14 protein-coding genes are annotated in these 22,423 nt (G+C 67.8%); 2 read left to right on the top strand and 12 right to left on the bottom strand.

Annotated elements, in window-relative coordinates; genetic code table 11:
• Positions 1 to 52: 52 nt before the first annotated feature.
• The 8 genes from KOR34_RS11250 to ispE all read right to left on the bottom strand — a co-directional run bounded on the left by KOR34_RS11250 (position 53) and on the right by ispE (position 11,842).
• On the bottom strand, positions 53 to 2,467 hold the full coding sequence (locus KOR34_RS11250) for a WD40 domain-containing protein (RefSeq protein WP_146564681.1): 2,415 nt from the start codon (positions 2,465 to 2,467) through the stop codon (positions 53 to 55).
• 92 nt (positions 2,468 to 2,559) lie between these two features.
• Positions 2,560 to 5,007, bottom strand: coding sequence for a DUF1549 and DUF1553 domain-containing protein (locus tag KOR34_RS11245; RefSeq protein WP_146564680.1), 2,448 nt, complete (start codon positions 5,005 to 5,007; stop codon positions 2,560 to 2,562).
• Positions 5,004 to 7,343 carry a PPC domain-containing protein gene (locus KOR34_RS11240; RefSeq protein WP_146564679.1) on the bottom strand — a complete coding sequence of 780 codons (2,340 nt, stop codon included), beginning with the start codon at positions 7,341 to 7,343 and terminating at the stop codon, positions 5,004 to 5,006. Before KOR34_RS11240 ends, KOR34_RS11245 begins: the two co-directional genes overlap by 4 nt.
• 48 nt (positions 7,344 to 7,391) lie before the next feature.
• A complete protein-coding gene (locus tag KOR34_RS11235; protein WP_146564678.1) occupies positions 7,392 to 8,696 on the bottom strand; it encodes a DUF1501 domain-containing protein in 1,305 nt (434 codons plus the stop codon).
• Positions 8,697 to 9,195: 499 nt separating this feature from the next.
• Positions 9,196 to 9,408, bottom strand: coding sequence for a carbon storage regulator (locus tag KOR34_RS11230; RefSeq protein ID WP_146564677.1), 213 nt, complete (start codon positions 9,406 to 9,408; stop codon positions 9,196 to 9,198).
• A 245-nt stretch (positions 9,409 to 9,653) separates the two neighbouring features.
• Positions 9,654 to 9,917 (bottom strand): hypothetical protein, encoded by a 264-nt coding sequence (locus tag KOR34_RS11225; RefSeq protein ID WP_228714578.1) that lies wholly within the window; start codon positions 9,915 to 9,917, stop codon positions 9,654 to 9,656.
• Between the two features lie 323 nt (positions 9,918 to 10,240).
• A complete protein-coding gene (locus KOR34_RS11220; protein WP_146564675.1) occupies positions 10,241 to 10,873 on the bottom strand; it encodes a SpoVG family protein in 633 nt (210 codons plus the stop codon).
• 42 nt (positions 10,874 to 10,915) lie between these two features.
• Positions 10,916 to 11,842: a 4-(cytidine 5'-diphospho)-2-C-methyl-D-erythritol kinase gene (gene ispE, locus KOR34_RS11215; RefSeq protein WP_146564674.1), complete on the bottom strand. Its 927-nt coding sequence runs from the start codon at positions 11,840 to 11,842 to the stop codon at positions 10,916 to 10,918.
• Positions 11,843 to 12,189: 347 nt separating this feature from the next.
• On the opposite strand from ispE, the gene KOR34_RS11210 reads away from it, so the two are divergent.
• On the top strand, positions 12,190 to 13,197 hold the full coding sequence (locus KOR34_RS11210) for a DUF368 domain-containing protein (protein ID WP_146564673.1): 1,008 nt from the start codon (positions 12,190 to 12,192) through the stop codon (positions 13,195 to 13,197).
• Here KOR34_RS11210 and tmk read toward each other — a convergent pair.
• The 3 genes from tmk to KOR34_RS11195 are packed head-to-tail and all read right to left on the bottom strand — an operon-like array spanning position 13,194 to position 17,054.
• A complete protein-coding gene (tmk, locus tag KOR34_RS11205) occupies positions 13,194 to 13,799 on the bottom strand; it encodes a dTMP kinase (protein ID WP_146564672.1) in 606 nt (201 codons plus the stop codon). The genes KOR34_RS11210 and tmk overlap by 4 nt on opposite strands.
• A 35-nt stretch (positions 13,800 to 13,834) precedes the next feature.
• Positions 13,835 to 14,824 carry a helix-turn-helix transcriptional regulator gene (locus KOR34_RS11200; protein ID WP_228714577.1) on the bottom strand — a complete coding sequence of 330 codons (990 nt, stop codon included), beginning with the start codon at positions 14,822 to 14,824 and terminating at the stop codon, positions 13,835 to 13,837.
• Positions 14,766 to 17,054 carry a TolC family protein gene (locus KOR34_RS11195; RefSeq protein WP_146564670.1) on the bottom strand — a complete coding sequence of 763 codons (2,289 nt, stop codon included), beginning with the start codon at positions 17,052 to 17,054 and terminating at the stop codon, positions 14,766 to 14,768. Before KOR34_RS11195 ends, KOR34_RS11200 begins: the two co-directional genes overlap by 59 nt.
• 846 nt (positions 17,055 to 17,900) lie before the next feature.
• Between KOR34_RS11195 and KOR34_RS11190 the strand changes: the two genes are divergently transcribed.
• The gene (locus KOR34_RS11190) at positions 17,901 to 20,084 is read left to right on the top strand and encodes a pentapeptide repeat-containing protein (RefSeq protein WP_146564669.1); all 2,184 of its coding nucleotides are present in this window, start codon (positions 17,901 to 17,903) and stop codon (positions 20,082 to 20,084) included.
• 58 nt (positions 20,085 to 20,142) lie between these two features.
• On the opposite strand, the gene KOR34_RS11185 is transcribed toward KOR34_RS11190, so the two are convergent.
• A complete protein-coding gene (locus tag KOR34_RS11185) occupies positions 20,143 to 22,419 on the bottom strand; it encodes a right-handed parallel beta-helix repeat-containing protein (protein WP_146564668.1) in 2,277 nt (758 codons plus the stop codon).
• Positions 22,420 to 22,423: the final 4 nt, after the last annotated feature.

Raw genomic sequence — 22,423 nt, 5'->3', positions numbered from 1 at the left:
CAGCAGCCGCTAGAACGTGGCCGGCGGGCCTCGCTGTGGCCGTCCCCCGGGGCTACTCTTGGGCTTCGGCATACGCTTTGCGCATTGCCTCGGCCGCGGTGAAGTCCCGCACCTGCGACTCGGCGATCTGGGACTGCCGCTCGGCCTCGCTCATCTGCTCGGCGATCTCGGCAAGCCTCTCGTCGCTTGACTTGAGGGCAGCGGAGAGCTCGCGCTGCTCAGCCTGAAGCGACCTGAGTTGTTGCTTGATCTCGTCCAGCCGGGCCTTGGTTTGGGCGACCGACTGGGCCTTGGCCTCGGCCGCCTCGGCGGCGGCCTGCCGCACGGCCTGCGCGGCGCCGAGCGACTGGGCGACTTCCGTTTGGCTCGCCGCCCGCTGCTGCGCCTCATCGGTCAGGCGGGCCATTGCCTGCGAGAACGCCTCCAGCTCGGCGGCAAGTTCCTTCTGCTCGGACGCGAGCCGCGTCCCCTGCTCGGCGGCTTGTTTGGCGGCGGCGTCGGACTCAGCCTTGGTGGCCCGAAGTCTCTCCAGGTTGGGCAGGCCAGCCTGCAGCTGTTCAACCGCCGCCAGCTGGTTGTTCGCCTCGTCCGATCGGTTCTTCGCCGCCTGCTGCGACCGCGCCGCGGCGTCCGCCTGCTGCCGGGCCCGCTGCGATTCAGCTTCCTGTTTGGCGACCGCGCCGCTGGCGTCGCTGTAGGCGGCCTCGAGCTCGGCCAGCCGGGCCGCCGCCTCGTCGGACGCTTCGGCATCGCCTTCGGTGGGCGGGTCGGCGTCCTGCTCCTCACGGAACGATGCTAGCTGTTTCTCGGCGGTTGCGAACTGCTTCTGCGCCGCCTCGAACGCCTTCAGCGACGCGTCGGCGTAGGCCTTGGCGGCGGTTAGCGACTGATCCTGATCCGCCAGTTTGGCGGACTGTCGTTCGGCGGCCTCCTTGGCGGCCGCCAGCTTCTGCTGGTAGTCGGCGTGGGCGGACTCGCCCTGCTCGACCGCCTGCTGCGCGGCGTCGTTGTTCTGCTTGGCCTCCACTAGTGTCTGCGAGTGCGCTTGGACTGCCTGGGCCGCGGCGGCGAGGCGGTCGTCGATGGTCGGCGGGTTGGGCGCCAGCGTCGCGTTGGTTTGTTTGTCTTCGACGCCCACCACGCGGACCTCGCCGGTATAGTCGGACGCGATCACCTGCTCGCCGTTGTGCGTGAACACGGCCGCCAGGGCGATGTCGTTCAGCTGGGTCAGGTCGGCCAAGTGGCCGCCGTCCGGTTTCCACAGCTTCACCTTCTTGTCCCGTCCCGCGGTGACGATCCGCCCGTCGCTGGCGAACGCGGCCGACATCGCCCCGCCGCCGTGCGCCTCGAACGACTTGATCGAGTTGCCCGCGGCGTCCCAGAGCCGCACCGAGCCGTCCTCGCTGGTCGACGCCAGCACCGAAGAGTCCGCCCGCCACGCGACCGACGTGATTGCGCCGCTGTGTCCGCGGAGGTCGTTGCGCTCGTTGCCCGCGGCCGCGTCCCACGTGCGGAGGCCCGTCGCGCGGTCGCCAGTGGCGATCAGCTTGCCGTCCGGGCTGAATGCCAGGGCGGTGATCCAGTCGGTGTGCTTGCCGAGCTGGTACGCCTGCTCGCCGTCGGCCACGCGGTACACCCGCACCTTCTTCTTGGGCCCGCCGATGGCGACCATTAACTTGTCGGGGCTGATGTCGGCTGCGAGCACGATGTCCAGCTCGTCGCCGATAGTGGCCAGCCGGGCGCCGCTCTTTACGTCGTACAGCGCGGCGTTGCCGAGCTTGGCGTGGCGCCCGCCGGCGACCAGCAGCAGGCTGCCGTCGCGGCTGAACCGGACCACCTGGGGGACGCCGTCGACGTACGGGACGATGCCCAGCAACTGGTGCGTGTCGGTGTGGTAGAACGAGACCTGCCTTTGCCAGGGGACCGCCACGACCGGCGCCCACCGGCTGGCGGCCAGCGACGGCGCCGGGCCGGCGTGGTCGGCGGTCACCACTGGCTGGCGGTACAGGCCGGTTGGCATGGCGGGTTCGCCGACCGGCTTGCCCGAGTTGTCGGTCGCGACCGCGGCGATGGCCGGTTTGGCGCTCGGCTTCGGCTTTGATCCTGCGTCCTTCAGCAGGCCGCCTTCGATCCACTGCTGGAGGATCTTGAGCTGGTCGCCAGGGATCTTCTCGCCGCCCGGCGGCATGTAGGGCTGCTCCTCGTGGTTCACCAACTTCCACAACCGCGACCCGCCGACGTCCGCCGAGGCGAGCACCTCGCCGCCGGCGCCGCCCGCCAGTGTCGCGTTGTAGTCGTCCAGCGCTAGGCCGCCCGACGCGTCGTCCTGGCTGTGGCAGGCCTGGCAGTGCTGGCGGAGGATCGGCGCCACGTGCTGGTCGAACGTGATCTTCTCGTCGGCCACCAGCGCGGGGGCGCAGCAGAACACGGCGGAGAGGGTGGCGAGGGTCGGGTGGGTGTATCGCAAGGCGCTGTCTCTTGAGAGTTACAGGTTTCGTAGCACGGGCGCTCGGCAGTCCATTCACCTCGTCGCCCCTGGCTCCGCCGGGAATAGGTTGGCTAGTGGTTGAACAGGAACTCCCTCGAGTTGAGCACCGCCCAGAACACGTCCTTTAGGGCCTGCTCTCGACCGTCCCCGTCGGGCGTGAGGCCAACCAGCTTCTGCTTCTCCTCAGCGCTGGGCGTGCGACTCAGGCAGCGGAGGTAGATCTGGTCGATGATCTGGTCGTTCGTGAGATCCTGGGAGAGCCACTCGCTGACCAGCTTGCCGCGGTTGATCTTGCCCTGCGTGGCGTCGCCGTTGAGCATGTGCAGCGCCTGGGAGAGCGTCGGCTCGGTGACTGCGCCACATGCGCAGACCGACTCGCGGCTGGCCTTGCCAAAGGTCTTCAGGAAATAGTTGCCCTTGGAGCCGTCGGCGATCTGGGTCGCCTTGGCGCCCGGTGGCAGGCCGGGCAGCTTGTCCTGCTTGGACGCGGTGGCCTGGCTCAGGCAGTCCCACAGCGACTCCGCCGGGATCCGCCGCGGCATCGCGCGGGCGAAGTTGCTCGTGTCGGTTGCGTTCGAGTCGTTCGGCTCGCACGACCGCTGGTAGGCGTTGGAGTTGCAGATGTCCCGAACCAGGGCCCGGAGGCTGAAGCCCGACTCCACGAACCGCTCGCCGAGCGCGTCGAACAGCGCCGGGTTGCTGGGCGGGTTGCTGACGCGGATGTCGTCGACCGGCTCCACCACGCCGCGTCCCAGGAAGTGCGCCCACACTCGGTTGGCGACGCTTGTGGCGAAGTAGGGGTTCTCCGACGCGGCGATCCAGTCGGCGGCCACCACCCGGCGGTCCTTGCCCTTGGTGTCGGGGGCCTCGTCACCGAGGAACTTGGGCGCCATCGACTGGCCGGTCACGGGGTGCTTCGACTCGCCGCTGCCGCGGTTGTAGACCAGCACCTCGCGGTAGTCCTCGCCTTGCTTCCGTGAGATCTGACTAAAGAACGCGGTGAACGCGTAGTAGTCGTCCATGGTCCAGCGGTCGAATGGGTGGTTGTGGCACTGGGCGCACTGGATGCGGATCCCGAGGAACACCTGCGCCACGTTCTCCGCAATCTTTTTCTGGTCCGGTTCGGCCTGGTAGAAGTTGACCTGCGGCGTGTCGAAGCTGGTGCCGCTGGCGCCGATCAGGTCGCGGACCACCTGGTCGAACGGGCGGTCCTGGGCGATCTGCTCGGTGACCCACTGCGAGTACAGGAACATCGGCTTGTACTCGACGCGGTTGGGCAGCTCGCGGACCATCAGCAGGTCGCACCACTTGGCGGCCCAGACCTGAGCAAACTCGGTCCCGGCCAGCAGCTCGTCGATCTTGGCGGCTCGTTTGGCGGGGTCGGCGTCCTCGAGGAACACTTTCCGCTCGTCGACGGTCGGCAGGCGGCCGGCAATGTCGATCGTGACGCGGCGGAGGAACTCCTCGTCGTCGGCCAGCGGGCTGGGGTTGATCCGCAGCGTTTGGAGCTTCTGCCCGACCAGCTCGTCGACGTAGTTGGCGGGCAGTTCGTCGACCGGCTCGAAGGGCTGGCCGCTGGGCAGCACCAGCACCTGGCTGCCGACGGTGTGGGTGTCGAAGCGGGCCATCACGAACGCCTCGCCCCGCTTGCCGGAGGTGACCAGGCCCATGTCGTCGATGGCGGCGCTGACGTCGTTGTTGGACTGGAACACGGCCAGGTGGGTGACGTCGCGGGTGGCGCCGTCGGAGTACTGCGCGACAGCGATGAACCGCTGCGACTGCCCGCCCGCTCCGACCGCGGCGGCGGGCGGGTAGATGGAGAGCGAAGTCACGGTGGGCGCCTCGGCGACATCGTTTGGAGAGCCGGCGGCGACCCAGTCCCGCAGCTTCTGGTAGTAGACGCTTTCCTGGTCGAAGAGCTTGCCGCCGGAGTGCGGCACCGCGGCGATGGCCTTCTCCAGCATCAGGCTCTCGTCGGGCAGCGAGGGGTTGAGCCTGCGGGCGGTCATCTCGCGGGTCAGGCGGTGGTGGTCGCCGGCCGGGTCGAACCCGAACAGCGACAGCCGGAACCCGTCCTTGCCGCGTGAGGCGCCGTGGCACCCGCCCGCGTTGCACCCAGCACGCATGAAGACCGGCATCACGTCGTGGCGGAAGCTGACCGGCGGGGCGGGCGTGTCGGCGGCGGAGTGCGCGTCGACCATAGCGGTCAAACCGGCGAACTCGGCCGATACGCGGGCCACGCCGTTGGCGCCGCCCGACAGCACGCCCGACTCCAGGCGGACCGCGTCGGGCTCGCCGTGCTCGGGGTCGACCCGCCAGTTGGCCAGGTCCGTGACGTCGAGGGTCATCCCGTCGGCGCGGCTGGCGATCGCCACCACCCGCTGCGTGTCGGCGGCGTGGTCCAGCATGATCTGCGGCGGGTAGACCTCTAGCCGGACGAACTCGGTCGGCGCGGTCTCGGCAAGGGCCGGTGCGCACGTGGCGAGCACCAGCACAAGGGCTCTGCGGCAAGTGGTCATGACTGACCTCCATTGTTGTTGGGGGGCGCGCCGGCGGTGGCCGCGGGGTCGGCCGGGCGGGCGTCGACCCGCACCTCGGCGTAGCCCTGCGTGTACACAACCGGCTCGTCGGCCACGGTCAGCTGCGCTTGGCAGCCCAGGCCACGGTGGCGGCCCGGCTTGGCGTCGGCGGCAATGGTGAGGGCGAACGTGGCGGACGTGGCGTCCTTGGTGACCCTGACCGGCTCGGCGGTCACGCCGGGCGGCAGCCGCGCGAGCTTCAGCTCGGCCTCGCCGTCGAACTCGTGCCGCTGGTTGAGCTCGAGCGTTAGCTCGGCCGACTCGCCCTGCTTGGCGTTCACCGTGGGCACCTTCATGTCGAAGTACGGCTCGGCCACCGTCAGCGGCATAAACGGCGTGCAGGCGTAGACCCGACCGCCCGAGTTCAGCTCGCCCACGACCGTCATCTGCCATTCGCCGGTGCGGGCGTTGCCGTTGGCGGTGGCGGGGATAATCGCCTCGTTCTTGCCCTTGGTGATAGAGCGGGAACGGTTGGAGGACACGCCAGGAGGGTTGTAGAGCGTGTAGATGCGGATCGACTCGTCGAAGCCCTCGTCGCGGTCGGCGATGATCTTCAGGTTCTTGGACCCGCCCTGGACCAGTGGGGAGTGGGTCTCTTCGATGCGTAGGCGGAACGGCAGTGACTCGGTGACCGCGACCGGTACGCGCTCGGCGAAGTGGCTCCACATCGGCCGGTTGTTGCGTCCGCGGGCGAACCAGGTCTGCTGGGCGACCTTGGTGAGGATGTCCTGCTCGTCTTCGACCTTGGTTACCTCCATCGGCGAGAGCGACGCCGCCAGTGGCGCGTCCTCGGCGGCTGAGAACACTACCGGCAACCGGTTATAGTTACCCGCCAGCGGAAACACCTCGGCGGTGACGCCCTCGGGCAGGTTTTTGAGTGTGACGTTCAGGTCGCCGCCCAGATCGCGGCGCGTCAGCGTTAGGAGCGCGGCGGTCTTGCCCCCGCGGGGAACCTCTAGGACGGTTGCCTCGTAGCGGCGCCGCTCTTCGATTTTCACTTCGGCGATGGCGGTCCGCTCGGCTGCCTCGAGGAAGTAGACAAAGTCCTCGGCGCCGCGCTGCAGGCGGTCTTCCACCTGCAGCAGGTACTTGCCGTCCTCCGGCACGGTGAAGCGGATGTAGCTGTCGGGGGCGCCGCGATCGTCGTCGTTGCCGGCCAGGTTGCCGCCGTCCGCCTTCCGCACCCGCAGCACCGCGTCAAGCGGCGAGCGGAGCTCGCGGGCACGCACACGCAGCTCCCAGACCTGCCCTTTCTTGCCCTCGAAGGAATACCAGTCCTGATCGTTGGCCTCGCCGATCACGCCGACCGCGCCGCCGGGGACCGACATGGGCGTCGGCTCTTTGCGGCTATTGTTGGGCTCGATGTCCAGCGCTGGCGGCGTGTCGAGCAGCTTGATCGGCAGCGACGACGGCGCCACGCCGCGTTCGTCTTCGGCCCAGTAGGCGTACTCGTCGCCCTCGGGGGGCATCCGCACCTGCTGCTCGCCGCCGCCCGCGTCGATCCACCGGACGGTCACCTCCTCGCCGCGGCCGGCGGCGGGCGGGAACACGGCCGCGGGGCGGGGGAAGTCGCCGATGTGGAGGCGGTAGATGCAGTTGTCGTCGCCGCGGTAGGCGGATTCGCGGAGCCGCACCAGGTAGCGGCCGGTCTTGGGCGCCGTGATCGACAGGAACGCGTCCTGGTGGGCGGCCGCGGCGTCGTCGCAGTGGGCAATGACCCCGCCGCTTTCGTCCAGCAGCTCGATCACTGGATCGAAGAACGTGCGGCCCATCCGCAGCCCCTCGACCTCGACCGATACTCGCTGTCCCTCCTCGGCGTTGAACGCGAACACATCCACGTCCTCGCGTTTCACCACGCCGTTGATGGTCGAGTTGAAGGCCACCTCCTGCGGAGCCTGGACCGAGTCGTTAGGGTCGGCCTCCTTCGCTTCGGGCAGCGCGCCGATGTGGAAGGTGCGGATCTCGCTCAGCCCGCTCTTGGTCCGCAGCCTCACCGCGTGGCGGCCGAGGGGGCAATCGGGCGCAATCGCCAGTTTCACCCGCACGCGGTTGTCGTCTACCCGTTCCAGCGCCGCCGTTTGCACACCCGGCTCGTAGAAGACGACTTCTTCGGGATCGATCCCGACGCGGCCGCCGACGAAGTCGACGTTCAGCTCGGTCCCGCGCTGACCGCCGGCGGGCTCGAGCCGGCTCAGCCGGGGTTCGTACGCCGCCGCGGTGGCCGCGACGGCCAGCAGCACGGCAAGGATCAACGTCTTGGCTGCGGTCTGGTTCACCTTCGATTCCCCCTGAAGTGAAGCGACACGTGGCTGATAGGCGGCGGTCTACGCGAGCAGTTCTTTCCGGACGAGGCCGCCGTCGATGATCTCGATCGGCCGGTCGCCCGGCGCCATCAGCTCCTTCTCGGGAGCGATGCCCAGCAGGTGGTACATAGTGGCCGCCAGGTCCTCTGGCGTGACTGGGGTCTCTTCGGGTTCGGCGGACGTGGGGCCCGACGAGCCGATGACCGCACCCCGGCGGATGCCGCCGCCGGCCATCGCAACGCTGAACACCTTGGACCAGTGGTCGCGGCCGGCGGTGTTGTTGATCTTCGGCGTGCGGCCGAACTCGGACGAAACCAGCACGACGGTCTCGTCCAACAGGCCCCGCTCGTCCAGGTCGGTGATCAGCGTGGAGAACGCCTGGTCGAACGCCGGCAGCTGCCGCCGCATGTTGTTGGTGATGTCGTTGTGGTGGTCCCACCCGCCGTAGGAGAGCGACACGAACCGCGCGCCGGCCTCGACCAGCCTGCGGGCCAGCAGCATCCGCTGCCCCGCAGGGTTGCGGCCGTACCGGTCCTTGGTCTTGTTGTCCTCCTTGTTCATGTCGAACGCCTCGCGGGCGTGCTGCGAGCCGATCAAGTTGAACGCCCGCTGGTAGAACTCGTCCATCGCGGCGACCGCGTCCGACGCGGTGCGTTCCGTGAACCGCCCGTTGACCGTTTCGAGCGCCGTCATGCGGCGGTGGTAGACGTCGTCGTTGACGAACCCGGGCCGCTCCAGGTCACGCACGCGGAAGTCGCCTCGGGCCGGGTCGCTGCCGACGCTGAAGGGCGCGTACGCGGTGCTGAGGTACCCGCTGTGGGCGTACGGGTTGGGGGCGTTCGGTATGCAGACGTAGGGCGGCAGGTTCTTGCGGGGGCCGAATTCGTGGCTCACCACGCTGCCGAAGCTGGGGTACATGAGCGCCGGGCTGGGCCGGTAGCCGGTCATCATGTTGTGCTGGCCGCGCTCGTGCGCGGCCTCGCCGTGGGTGACCGATCGCACGACCGTCAGCTTGTCCGCCACGCCGGCGGTGCGGTGCATCAGTTCTCCGAAGCGCACGCCGGGCAGCTTGGTCTCGACGGAGCCCAGTTCGCCGCGGTACTCGATCGGCGCCTCGGGCTTGGGGTCCCACGACTCCTGCGCGGCGAGCCCTCCCTGGAGGAAGATGTGGATGACGCTCTTCGCCTTCTGCGGCGGCGTGACGTACTTGTTCGAGGCGGCCTGAGCGGCGCGGATGGCGAAGAAGTCGCCGAGGTTGAGTCCCAGCGCGCCGACGGCGCCCGCGGTCAAGAAGCCACGACGCCCAACGTGTGTACGACGACCCATAGCAACGATCTCCCTGGAACGCGAAGCGGTAAGCGGCACCCAATCGCCAAGCGGCGCGCGGGGACGACGGCGTCCCTCAACGGGCGGAGCAACTCGCAGAAGTCGCGGCCAGCGGCCGCGTGTAAAGGCAGCAAGCGGAGGGAAGGATGGATAGTAGGCAGGTGACGTGGCGGGCGCCTCTAAAACCCGTCACGTGGCCTGCACTGTAGCGGCCGCCAACCGCGTTGTCAAAAACTGCGCGGACGGGGAAGAAAGCCGTGCGCAAATCGAAGGGAGCGGTCCCCGGTCGAGCGACTCTGGGGAGACCGGGCGGAGAAGAGAAGGCACGCCCGTTGTCGATCGGGGCAGGCGCCGCACGGGTAGCCGCGTCTTGCCGGCCACGGGGCGGCCGATGATTGCCGCCCCGTGGGTCGCGGGGACGCCCCAGCCGAGGGTGGAGGGGGCGTGCTGCCGCGGTGGCTGCGCGATCCGAAGGCCTCACACGAGGCCACCGGACAGGTTAAGCGACGTTGACCGCCACGTCGGTGGTCAGCAGCGGCGGGGCTGCGGCGTCTGCGGTCGCCCAGGGCTCCAGTTCATCCCGCAGGACGAGCATGTCGCTGGGCGCCTCGATGCCGACACGCACTTTGTCGCCAGAGACTTTGACGATCGTGACCACGACCGAATCGCCGACTCGGATGCGCTGGGTTTCTTTCCGAGATAGCACGAGCATTGAAGACCTCCGTGTCAATTAAGCGGGTTCAGTACACGCGGAGCCGCCGAATTGGCCGCTCGGAGCACAGCCTCGGGCGTTGCGTGCGGGTGGGCCTCCCGCCGCGACGGCTGTGCACGTATGTATACTAAACCCGGTGTTCGCTTGTCAACTACTTCCGGACGACGCCCTAGGGCGTCGTCCGGCCTCGCAACTCCTTTGCGAGGCCATGTCGACACGGGGGTGAGAACACCTTCCGCCAGTAGCTAGGCGGCGCACGGCACGGCGGCCGTCAGGAACCGTTCACCCTGCGATCCATAAAAGAGGACCGTGTGGGAGTCCATTTCCCAGATGGCGGTCAACTGGAGCTGACGCGGGCCGTGCAGGCAGAAGTGCCAGCCGCACACCTGACCCGCCCGTTGCAGCGAGCGGTGGCTGAGCTGAAAGCAGTCCGCCCGCAGGTTGTCGCGTGAACAAAGAGTCGTGTGAACAAAGTCCCGAACCGTCGTGAACAGATCGGCGCTCCTCACATCTTCATCCATACGCCCGCAACGCCTCCTAGTTGATGCGCCAATGAGTCTGACGACGCCACGCACCACTGTTTCCTCACACCCTTTCGACACCAAAAGGTATCGGTGCCGGTGAATGGGGAACTTTGGTGCTCTTGGTAAAATGCGACGCCTTGTGGGGGTGGCGCGCCTGTCGAGCCGGCAACGTGATAGGCCGGCGAGCTGAGTATCGACCGCCACAGAGCGACGCCGGCGGCGCAACGGCGCCCCGCGTCAAAGGCCCGCCGACCCGCAGGGTGGGCGCAGCTTCGCCCGTTTGAAGTCCTTGCAGCAGGGACGCCCGGCTACTCCTCGAAGATGCCCGAGCCGAACCCAGACTCGCGCTGGGGCGAGTTGGCGGGCGTGTGGTCGGCCATGCTCGAACCGCCCGGTCGCCGGTGGGGCCCGCCGGTGGAATTGGGCATCGGGTCGCCCGCGGGCGGGTGGTGCGGCCGGTTCACGGCGCGCGAGTCGTGCGGCGAGTCGACGCGGCGGGTCTCGACTTCGTCGGCGCTGTAGTCCTCGCCGTCGAGGTCGTCGTAGCGTGATACGTAGCCAGGCTGAGCCGCCAGTTCCAACTCGTTCTCGTACTCGCGGATCACGTGGGCCTGAATCATCTCACGGCAGGCCGAGTTGATCGGGTGGGCGATGTCGGCGTATAGCTTGGCCCGCCCGTCGGCGTCCTTGATCAGCCGCCCCTCCGCCAACCGGCTGCCGCACTGGTTGCAGTGGTTGGCCCGCAGGTGGTTCTTCATCCCACACTTGGGGCAGTGGGAGGTGAGTTTGCGGCTGGGCATCGCAACGAACGGGCCGCTCGCGCCCTCGATGATCTTCAGGTCGCGGACGACAAAACAATCGTCGAACGTGATGGAGCAGAACGCCTTTAGCCGCTCCTGGGACTCGTCCATGAGCTTGATGCGGACTTCAGTGATCTCCATCCTTACCTCCAGGTGGGTCTGTTGGGCCCTACGCCCCGCCGGCTACGTGGTGCATGTGGCGACGACCCAGGCAGCCTGCCGGGCCCTCAGCCAGGCCGCGGCCTGCTTGGCTTGGTGATGGTTGCGGCACAGGCCGAAGTAGGCCGAGCCGCTTCCTGTCATCTGATGGGCAACAAACGGGAGTTGGGAAAACGCCGCGGCGAGTCGACGGAGTTCATCGCAGAGCTCCATCGCGGCCGCCTGTAGTTGATTCGTGACCAGGCCGGGTAGCTTGCGCCAGCTCCCCGCCTGCAGCGCCTGCAATAGCATCGCGACCCGCCCCGTCGCCGATTCCCCCGCCGGTTCTGCGGAAGGCGAGCAGCGTCGGAACACTTCGGCCGTTGATAACCCAGCCCGCGGCTTGGCAATCACGCACGGCAGACCCGCGGGCACGGCGGCAGGCGTTACCAGCTCGCCACGCCCCTCGCACAAGTTGGCTCTTCCAGATAGCTGCCCGGGCACATCGCTGCCTACCTGGGCCGCCACCGACAGCATTTCGGAGTCGGTCAGCCCGAGTCGCCAGATGTGGTTGGCGGCTACTATGGCAGCGGCGGCGTCGCTCGACCCCCCGCCTAGCCCCGCCTGGGCGGGGATTCGTTTGTTGATTGTCACCCGGCAGTCTGGTTTACGACCAACTTGGTCGAACACCGCCCGCAGCGCGCGGGAAACCAGGTTATTGTCGTCCGTCGGCACGGCGGCAGCATTGACTGAACCGTTTAGCGCCCGGACCGAGACTTTAATGGTTCCCGTATCCGCAGGACCGGGACGCACGACAAGCGTGTCGCAGAGGCGCACGGGGCAGAGCAGGGTGCGGATGCCGTGGAACCCGTCTGGACGCTTAGGCAGAACGTCTAGGCAGACGTTCACCTTCGCCGGGGCGTCGATGAGCCAGCCGGCGGGGGACTCGCGGGGTACACGGATACCCTGCATTGGGGCGTCCTTGTCATGTGAGGGCGACCCCGCGTGTTAAGTGTCGACGATCTCCCCGACTTACCCTCCGAGCGAAACGTGGCCGTCGTGGCATGGCCAAGGTTTCATGGGAGTTTCTCCGCTGCCGGCACACCGCTCGCGCGTGGTCGCTGGTTACCTAACTCTTGACGTCGAAAAATCTTAAAGAAAATCGGCTTGCGGGTCAATGTAACTTGCTATCGCCTTGAGCCGGCACGATAGCTTGACTGACCGTCATAGGGGGCGGGTGGCTGTCTCAAAATGAAACCCCGCCGGTAAGCTATAGTTGCCCAAACCCGGACAAACCCTCAGATTCTGCGCGTTTCACCATGCCCAGCCCCGCGTCCCGCCTCGCCCCCAGCCTGCTGGGCGACCTCAAGATTGCCGCCCGCGGATTCTGCATGGGGGCAGCGGACATTGTGCCGGGCGTGTCGGGCGGCACGGTGGCGCTGATCTTGGGCATCTACGCCCGCCTGGTCACGGCCGTCAGCCGCGTTGACCGGACCCTGCTGGGTCTGCTGGCCAAGCGGCAGTGGTCGGCGGCCGCCGACCACCTGGACCTGCGGTTCCTGATCGCCCTCGCGTGCGGCATTGGCGCCGGCGCCGTCGGGCTGGCCGGAGTGATGCACACGCTGCTGGAGGAGCACACCGAGCTGACCTACGCGGCGTTCTTCGGGCTGATCCTGGCGTCGGGACTGCTGGTGGGGCGGATGTGCCGTCCGGCCGGTTCGCAGCAGGCGGCGCTGTGCGTCGGACTGGGGGTGGCCGGCGCGGCCTTCGCTTTCTTCTTGGTCAGCCTGGCCGCGGTGACGGGCCCTCCCGGCCTGGGGTACACCTTCCTATCGGGAGTGATCGGCATCTGCGCGATGATCCTGCCCGGCATCAGCGGATCCTACCTGCTGTTGCTGTTGGGCAAGTACCACGAGATCACCGGGATCATCAAGAACCTCGCCCATTTGGAGGTTTCCGGCGCCGACGTCGCGACGCTGGCCACGTTTGCGGTGGGCTGCCTGATCGGCCTGCTGATGTTCAGCAAGCTGTTGAAGTGGCTGCTTGTCCGGTACTACTCGCCCACCATGGCGGTGCTGTGCGGGTTCATGATCGGCTCGCTGTACAAGGTCTGGCCGTTCCAGCGAGGCGACGCGCCGCCAGAGGCCTCGTTCAAAGAGCGAGCGCTCACCATGGAGCCCATCTGGCCACAGGAGTTCGGCGGGCACGAGCAGGCGTGCGTGGCGATCGCCGTGGCGTGCCTCGCCGGCGTGCTGGTGGTCGATGCGCTCGCGCGGCGGTTCGAGCCGCAGCACACCCCATCGGCGGACGCCGCCGCGGTCCGCTAGAGCAGCCGCTCGGCGAGCGTGCGGATCTGCTTGCCGACCTCCTCAACCGACCGCCCGGCGTCGATCACGTGGATGCGATCGGCGTTGGCCGCGCCTTCCGCCAGGAACCCCTCGCGGACCCGGCGCCGGTAGTCGTCGCCGCGGCGTTCCATGCGGTCGCGCTCGCGCTGCATCCGCTCGTCGGCGATGGCGGGGTCGAGGTCGAGCAGGAAGGTGGCGTCCGGCGTGAGCCCGTCGGTGGCCACCTCGCCGACCGCACGCACCGCGTCCACGGCCAGCCCGCCGGCGTGGCCCTGGTATACCACGTTGGCCAGCAGGTAGCGGTCGGACACCACCACCTCGCCGCGGGCCAACGCCGGGCGGATGACCTGCTCGACCAGCTGCGCCCGGGCGGCCATGTACAGCAGCATCTCGCTGCGGGCGCAGATGGGCGTGTCGTCGGGGGCGTGCAGCACGATCTCCCGCACGCGGTCGCCCAGCGGCGTGCTGCCTGGGTCGCGGCACTCGCAGACGGTCAGTCCCCTGCCCCGCAGCCAGTCGCAGAACAGACGGATCTGGGTTGTCTTGCCAACGCCGTCGAGGCCGTCAAAGGTGAAGAACATGCCGCCGAGTATAGCGGCTCGCCTTGCCCGTGGCGCTAGCAGGCGGGCGGTCTCGCGCGGCCGTAGACACCTACCATGTTCGTCGCCCGCTGAGCCACCAGCTTGCGCAGCGCGGGCGGCCCGATCACCTCGGCCTGATCGCCGTAGCCGAGCACCCACCAGCTCACCTCGCCCAGCCCCGAGACCGTCGCGTGAAAGTCCAGCCGGCCATCGTCCCGCCACTCGCAACGCTGCGTCTTGTGCCACAACACCTCCGCGACATTGTGCGCGACGAGCGGCTCGAACCGCACGTGCACCTGGCTGTCGGGCCCCGAATCAGGGATCAGCCGCCAGGCGTTGCCGAGGTACCGCCGCAGGCTGAAGCTCTTGGGCCGCCGGAAGGTCTCGCCGGTTGGCGTTAGTGAGTCGATCCTCGAGAGGTTGAAGGTGCGGACCTCTTTGTGCAGCGAGGACCGCCCCACCACGTACCAGCTGCGGCGGTCGAAGAGCAGCTCGTAGGGCCGCAGCTCGGTGTGGATGGTCTCCCACTCGGTGAGGCTGCCGTAGTCGATGCGCACTGTCCGCCGCGCGGCCTGCGCGTCGACCAGCTGCTGATACACCGACTTCTTATCGGTCAGCGGGTTGCGGGCCGTGGGCCGGAGGTGGATGGTCCGCGTGACCTGCTGGAATCGCTCACGAAGCTCGTCCGGCATCGACGCCAGCAGCTTCCTCGCCGCGACCGCGGCCGGCTCGAGGAACGCCGGCATCTCGGCGGCGGCCGCCTGCTCTGTCAGGCAGATCAGGGCGAGCGCCTCCTCGGCCGTGAAGTTGGTCGGCGGCAAGAAACTGGCGCCGACCAGCGAGTAGCGGCCGGAGTCCTGGTCAAACTCCACCGGCACGCCGGCGGTCTTCAGCGACTGCAGGTCCCGGAACACGGTGCGTCGGCTAACGCCACAACCGGCCGCCAGGCCGGCGGCGTTCTGCCCGTCACCAGCCTGCAGCGTTTGCAGCAGCTTGAGGAGTCGTGTAATCCGCTTGACGTTCATAACCGCCGGGGAAGGACGTTGCACCGCCCGCCTGCTCGACGCCGGGCAGCACGCGTGGCGCCGCGGCCTGGCCGGCTTCATAGTTTACATGGCGAAGCTGGTCGTCGACCTCAGTCTGGGCGCCCATGGCCGGGTGCGGCAGCTGGACCGGCTCGCCCTCGTACACGGGGGCGGCCGGCGTCGGGGTCCCCTCGTAGATCACGCCGCCGCCGCCCGCCGACCCGCGGTCGGCGCCGGTCTGGGCGTGGGGGCCACGGCTGAACACGTTCGGCCGGGTGAAGCCGTAATCCAGGTACATCGAGGCGTCACGCTGGCGGGCCCGACGCATCGCGTCGAAGTACGCCTTGCCGGGCCAGGGGCCCTCGGCCAGGTACACGCCGTTGTAGTCCAGCAGCGAGCCCTTGCGGTAGTGCACCTCGACCACCGACAGGTTGTAGTCGGTCAGCGAGCGGTAGTAGGCGCTCTCGGCCTCGGCCCGCCGCCGCTGCGCGTCCAGCAGCAGGTCGAGCGTGATGCGGCCCGCGTCGAACACGGCCTGTACGGCCTCGACCTCACGCTCCGCCGCCACGCGGCGGTTGAAGTTGGTCTGCGTCAGCTGGTAGTTCAGGTCGACGTCGCGGACCGAGTCGCCCAGCTGGTGCGAGATCTCGAGCTCCAGGTCCTGCAGGATGGCTCGGTCGCGGGCCAGGGCCAGCTGGTGGTGCCGCACGGTCGACAGCTGCCGGCGGAAGCCGATCGGCAGGCTGAACCGGGCGCCGACCTCCCACTCCTGGAAGTCGCCGCCGGTCAGCGTGTTGAACGCGTTGCTGCCGTTGGCGAACGGCGCCGGGGCGTTGCCCGAGCCAATCAGGTTGTCGCCGGCGCCGAGCCAGCGGTACGTGCCGAACGCGTCGAGCCGCGGCAGCAGGTGATTGCGGGCGGCGATCAGCTCCAGCTCCCGCTTCTTGATCTCCCACTTCTGCTTCCGGATCTCGACCCGGCGGACCTGCGACTCGCCGTGGATGCTGCTCCAGTCGAACGACACCTGCGCGGTGGTCGGCTCGTCGGCCGGTCGGATCAGGCGTCCGTCGGACATCGACAGACCCATCACGTAACGCAGGCGGGCCTCCGAGCGGTACAGGTCGGTCAGGCCCTGCTCCACGGCGGCCTTAAACTGGAAGTACTGGGCGCGGGACTGGGCCTCGCGGTCGGCCGAGCCCCCCTCGGCGCCCTCCTTGTACAACGCCGAGACCTTCTTCCAGGTCTCCAGGGCGGAGTCGCGGCCCATCTTGCGGGCCTCGAGGTCGCGGTAGGTGAAGTACAGCTGCCAGTAGCTCTGCTCCACGTCACGCATCAGGTTGCGGACGCCGCCCTCAAAGTCGGCCAGCGTCTGGTCGGTGTTGATGCGGGCGAGCACCACGCCGTCGAACGCGTTGGTGATGTTCGCCGCGTACTGATCGGAAGTGTGCGGGCCGGCGATGCGGTTGTACTGGGCGCCGGCGCCCTGCAGCAAAGGCCGGCTGAAGAACGCCTCGAAGTTGGTCTCCCAGATGCTCGGCTGAGCGGTCTGCGCGATAAAGTTGCTGTTGGTGTTGTAGGTCGAGTTGTTGCGGATAGCGAACTGGGTGCCGTCGGCCGCCAGTTTCGAGATCTGTGTCTGCGATGTCCCCAGGTCCTGCTGGAAGATCGGCGACTGGAAGATTGCCGCCACGCCGCCCAGGTTCTGCGGGCGGTCGTTCTTCTGCCAGCTGGTCGTCATGTCGAGCTGCGCGTCGAACTCGCTCAGGGCCGCCTCGACGCCGGTACCGCTGAACGCCGACGCGAACGAGCTGCCGGTGGTGGTCTCACGCAGGGCCGGGTCGTAGGTGGTGGTCACCGCGACCGAGCTGACCAGCGTCCGCGAGATCGACTCGGGCGTGTTCTGCGCCACCTGCGCCCCCACGATCGCGGCGCCGCCGATCTGCCGCATCACCTGGCTGTTGCACAGCGTGATGCGGGTGGCCTCCTCGAGGGTGAGGTCCCACATCTCGTACTGGTCGGTGTTCTTGAGCGTGAGCGGCGGAAGCGCGCCGGTCACCTCGTCGAGCGACGGCTCTTCTACGTCCGGGTACTCGATATCGGTCGCGACATCCAGGTAGTGCGACAGGTCGCCGTCCTCCATGAAGTAGAACGGCTGGGTGGGTCGACAACCCGCGGCTAAGGTGGCGCCGCACAGGATGAGTGACCAGAAGGCTCGGGTGTGCCGGTGCATGACGTGCGTCCCTGACGGAGGTTCTTCAAACGCCTTGCGGCGTCGTCGTGATCTTGATTCGCATCAGCGGCGACCCGCGTTGGTTGACGCGGCGTCGCCCCTCCCCCCAGAGGGCCGCTTGCCCCTTCGAAGGCCACCCGTCACGCACCGTGCGCAACCGATGGCAGGACAATCAGCACAGTTGGTATCGTCGGCCTAACCGGCAAACTTTGACATTTGGGCGACTTTGCCGCAGAAACCTCTGCTGGCGCCGCTAGCCGAAGCGGGGTTTTGTCCCCAAAAGGGCCAATATCGATTGCTAGGGACAAAACTCCCCGCCACAGCGCCGACTGGAAATCCCTAACTGTTTTTCTGTAAAGACCTTACGGCGTTCTCGTCGCTAGAATCGCGGCGGGTTTTGTCCGAAACGGTGCGCACATAGCGGACAAAACCCTCCGCCGGCGCCGCGGTCAGTGGCGGCTTAACTCTCCGTGAGGTAACGACTTATCGCAAACCGAGCGGCCTTCCCGTCAGCACAGTATTGACCACTGCCGCGGGGACAAAACGGACAAAACTCGTGACCGCGGAGGCGACCGCTCTGGCAGCGGCCATGTGCCTTCCAGATTGCCAAAGAGCCGCGGAACCGGTCCGCGCAACCCTTCATTCGACCACGGCAGGTGGCCGGTTTCGACAAGAAATCGGGCAGAGGGAGAGCGGCCCAAGGCGCGTTGGGGCCGGCTCTGGAGGCGGCCGGCGTTCGCACGCGGTCAAGCGCGGCGGTAGGATGCGTACCGCGGTGCGCCAGTCGAACGCTTGGCGCTCCTCGGACTCTTTTCTCTTCGTGGACGTGGTGAAGGTGCGGGCGTGATGAAGCGGACTCTGCTCTGTGCGTTGCTACCGCTCGCCGGCTTGTCTGCCGGTTGGCCGACCCTCCGGGCGGACATCTACCAGTGGGAGTACATCAACCCCGCCAACCCGAGCGAGGGCAAGCAGCCGAGTGCGACGCTCGCGCCGCAAGGGGCGGGCGTGGATGCGGCGCCGCGCGCGTTCCTCGACCGGCGCGATCTCACCAAGGCCTATCTGATCGGGGCCGACCTGACCAACGCCTACGTGTACCGCGCGAACCTCACCAACGCCGACCTCAGCGGCGCCAACCTAACCGACGCCAGCATGGCCAGCGTCACGTTCACAGGCGCGGTGCTGGCGCAGGCCGAGATACGCGAATCGGTGCTCGCCGACGTCACCTCCCGTGGTTTCACGCCCGCTCAGCTCTACTCGACCGCCAGCTACCAGAACCAGGATCTGTCGGGGATCATCTTCGACGGCAACGACTTCACAGGCTGGGACTTCTCTTCGCAGAATCTGTCCCGAACGAGGTACTACAGCGCAACACTGACCGGCGCCGACTTCACCGGCGTCGTCCTGCGGGACGCGAATCTTCACCGCGCGACTCAGGGAGGGTTCTCCGCGGCCCAGCTCTACTCTTCGGCCAGTCATCAGAACCAAGACCTCCGTGGGGTACTGCTCAGCAACTGCGACCTGACGGGCTGGGACCTTGCCGGGCAGGACCTAACCGGCGCCAGCTTTCTCAGCGCCACGCTGCTCAATGTCGACCTGAACGGCGCAACGATCGAAGACGTAACTTTCTACAACGTTACGTCGGAGGGCTTCACGTCGGATCAGCTCTACTCGACCGCCAGCTACCAGTCGGGCAGCCTGCGAGGCGTCAATCTGGGGTACAACGATCTCGCCGGCTGGGACTTCGCCGGCCAGGACCTGACGGGCGTCAACTTAAGTGCCTCGGAGCTGGCGGGCGCAAGTCTGGCCGGCGCCGAAGTCGCTAACGCGTGGTTTCAGAACTCCACATCCCGCGGTTTCACTGTGGATCAGCTCTACTCCACGGCCAGCTACCAGGCGAAGAGCCTGCCCGGAGTCAAGTTGTACGGCAATGATATGGCGGGCTGGGACTTTGCCGGGTTCAACCTGGAGGGGGCATCCTTCGGCGGCGGTTCGCTCGTCGATACCGACTTCACCGACGCTGACATCCGCAACGCCACTTTCGGGCAAGCCACCTACTCCGGCTGGACCGCCGAGCAGCTCTACTCAACCGCAAGTTATCAGGCCGGGGATCTGCGTGGGGTGTCACTGCTCATCAACGACCTGATTGGCTGGGACTTCGAGGGCCAGAACCTCCTCGGCGCTAACCTCTCAGCCAATCTCGAAGGCGCCAGCTTTCGCCACGCCTATCTGGCGAACGCGGAGATGAACGCGTCGGGCATCGATAACACGCACCTGGCGGACTTCACCGGCGCCGACGCCCGCGGCGCCCAGGCCTACTTTGGCGACGCAGCAACCACCGACAACATGATCTACCCGGACGGCAGCGTTGCGGGCCTCGACCTGACGCTCGAGAACCGGTGGATAGTCCGCGACTACGACGGCTACGACAACGGTTACGACCCGCCCGATCCGCCGCTCGCGATCCGCGTGGAGGAGGGGTTCACCACGGCGCCAGAGAGTGTGATCGAAGTCCTCTTTGAGTCCGACGCGTGGGACTCGATCATCTTCTTCGAAGCCGGCATCGCGGTGACGCTGGACGGCGTGCTCGACCTGGCGTTCACGGTGGACGTTGATCTGGCCGATCAGGTGGGCCGCACGTTCCGCCTGTTCGACTGGACGGGCGTCGCGCCCAGCGGGGCGTTCACCGTCGAGAGCGAACACTCGTGGGACCTGACCGGCCTGTACACCACGGGGGAGGTGACCCTGCTGGGCGTCGGAGGCGGGCTGCCGGGCGATTTCAACAACGACGGCGTCGTCGACGCCGCCGACTACACTGTCTGGCGGGACCAGGTTGGCGCCCCGGCCGGCACGCTGCCTAACGACCCCACCGGCGCCCCTGTTGGCCCCGAGCAGTACGCAACCTGGCGGGCGAACTTCGGCCAGTCGGCGGCCCAACCGGCCGCCACCGCGGCGCCCGAGCCGGCGGCGCTGCTGGCGTTACTGGTCTGCCTAGCTCGCATGCCCCGGCGCTGTCGAGTGCCGGTAGATTAGCTGTGGGATCAGGCTCCCCCAATTCCCGAGGCTGCGTGAGACTCGGAATGGCGGCTGTTTAGTCCCGCCGCGCCGACTCGATCGCAGTCAGTTGCGTCACGTGGTTGTCGCGGCCCAGGTCGCGGACCGGGCCGACGCTTTCGATTTGGTTCCCTTCCGAGAGCTCGGCGAGCACCACCGGGTGCCGGGTTTCGTTCTCGATGCGGATGCGCTCGGCCTTGTACCTGCTGGGGGCGAACTTCTCGTACTTCTGCTGGAGATCGTGCGGGACTGCGGGGAAGTCGACGCTGAGGAAGTCGAACCGCAGCGGGTATCCGACGATGATCGGCCGCATCGTTTCCGGAGACGAGCCGGGCCCCGCCGCGAAGCGGATCGTGTGCCGCGAGCCCTTGATTGCGGCCAGCGGGTGGTCGCCGATCCCGTGGGGCGCCGGGAGCACCTCAAGGTCGATCGTCTGCCGCCGGTTGTTGTCGCTGTGGATGTACAGCAGCGGCCCGTATGCGGCGTTGCCGCTGCAGCGGGAGATCACCCCGCCGCTGGGGACCGAGTAGCCCTGGACCACGCAGTCGAGCACGCGGCAGTCGGTCACACGGGCGCTCTTGGCCATGTAGACCTTGATCCCGCCGCGGGCCTTGCGCACTTCGCAGAACTCTACCTCCATGTGTCCGACACCGTTGTAGGCGCGGATGCCGTCCTCGGTGCAGTTGATCATGTGCCCGCGCGGGATCGGCACGCCCTCCGCCCAGTCGGGCCATTGCATCCGGAAGTCGTGCCGGGCCGCCAAGTCGCCTGGGTCGGTCTCGTTGTAGCAGTCGTCGCTGGGCCGCAGTGTGCCCTCCACCACCGAGTTGCGGACCACGGTGTGTTGGCTCTGCTGCACGAAGATAGCGTGGCCGAACGCCTCGTTCTTTACGTCGCAGCCGTCGACGACGCAGTGGTCGCCGGTGACCAGCAGGCCGCAGTGCTTCCGCAGCCGGAGTTTGGCGCCCCCGCCGATGCCAAACATGTTTCCGTACCCGTAGGGGTAGGAGCCCCGGACCGTCATCTGCAGGCCGACCACCCGGCCGCCGTCGCCGGAGACCACCACGTCGGTCATGCGGCCGCCGTACGTGGGGCCCTGGTTGTAGGCGCCGTAGTCGGTGACCTCGGTCTGGCCGTCTGGGTAGACGTCTTCGAGTCGGCCGCCGCGGAGCGTGATGTTGTCGCCCTGCAGGCGGAGTATGTGGCGGGGAGAGTCGACTCTCAGCGGGATGGTGATGTGGGCGCCGGTCAGGTCGAAGTCGTTGTTCGACCCTGTCAGCCGATAGCCGCGGCGGTCGTCGAAGGTGTACTCGCCCGGCTCAAGGATCACCTGCTGGTTGCTGTGGACCGCCGCCTGCCGCAGCTCCTCGAGCGACGACACGCGGACGGTCGGCCTCCGCACGCCGCCCTCGACCGGGTCGAGCGCGTGCACGCGGAAGTTCCTGTAAAGGTGGTGCGTGCCGACCATCCGCAGCCCCGTGTAGCCCTCGCGGTAGACGGGGCAGCGTTCCGGCGTGCACTCGCCGGCGTGGCTGGTGCGGCGGCCGTCGGCGTCGCGGGACTCGAGCTGAACCTGGTCGCCGTGGGCGAACTGGTAGACCAGCTTGCCGTCGACGATGTACTGAACGATGTCGTCAAAGGCCACGAGCTGAACCCTCAGCCAGCGGTCGGGGGCGATGAGGTACGGGCGGCGGCCGTCCTTGTCGGTGAGCGCGACGTGTTCTGCGGGCCGGCCGTCGACCGCGCGGGGGTAGCGCCGCATCCGCGTGGTGCGGTTCCCATTGGGGCCCCCGCCGCCGGTGCTGGCGTAGTAGCCCCGCATCTTGTCGTAGGAATCGAATGCGCCGTTGTACCGCGCGGCGTCGAACAGGTCGTCCTCCGATCCGGCCGGGTCCGAGCACATCCAGAAGTTGTTGATGTCGCGGGGCGCGACGCCCTTGATCGCCGGCGAGTGGGTCGGGCAGAGGACGTCGTACGTGATGGTCACGCGCGTAGGCAGCCTACGCTTGAACCACACCGTGCACCCGCGTCCCGGCGTGAGGCAGTCGAGCGAGTTGTCCCGCGCGGCGACCGTCGTCGGCGCGAAGCCCGGCCGATCCTGCACCTGCACGACCCAGTTGTCGAGGTCGTCGAAGTTGTCCTCGACCACCAGCTCGCCGACGGTGAACAGACCGACCCCGTGCCCCAGCACCAGGGGGGCGGCGTCTGCCGGGGGGGGCGCGGGCGCACGCGTAGCCGCTTCGCCTCGCGCGGAGGACCGGTCGGACATGAGGGCGGTGGCCAGCAGGGCGCAGCACAGGGTCGGGCGCAGCATAGGC

The organism is Posidoniimonas corsicana (assembly GCF_007859765.1).
Taxonomy (GTDB): Bacteria; Planctomycetota; Planctomycetia; order Pirellulales; family Lacipirellulaceae; genus Posidoniimonas; species Posidoniimonas corsicana.
This window is presented reverse-complemented; position numbering and strand designations above follow the sequence as displayed.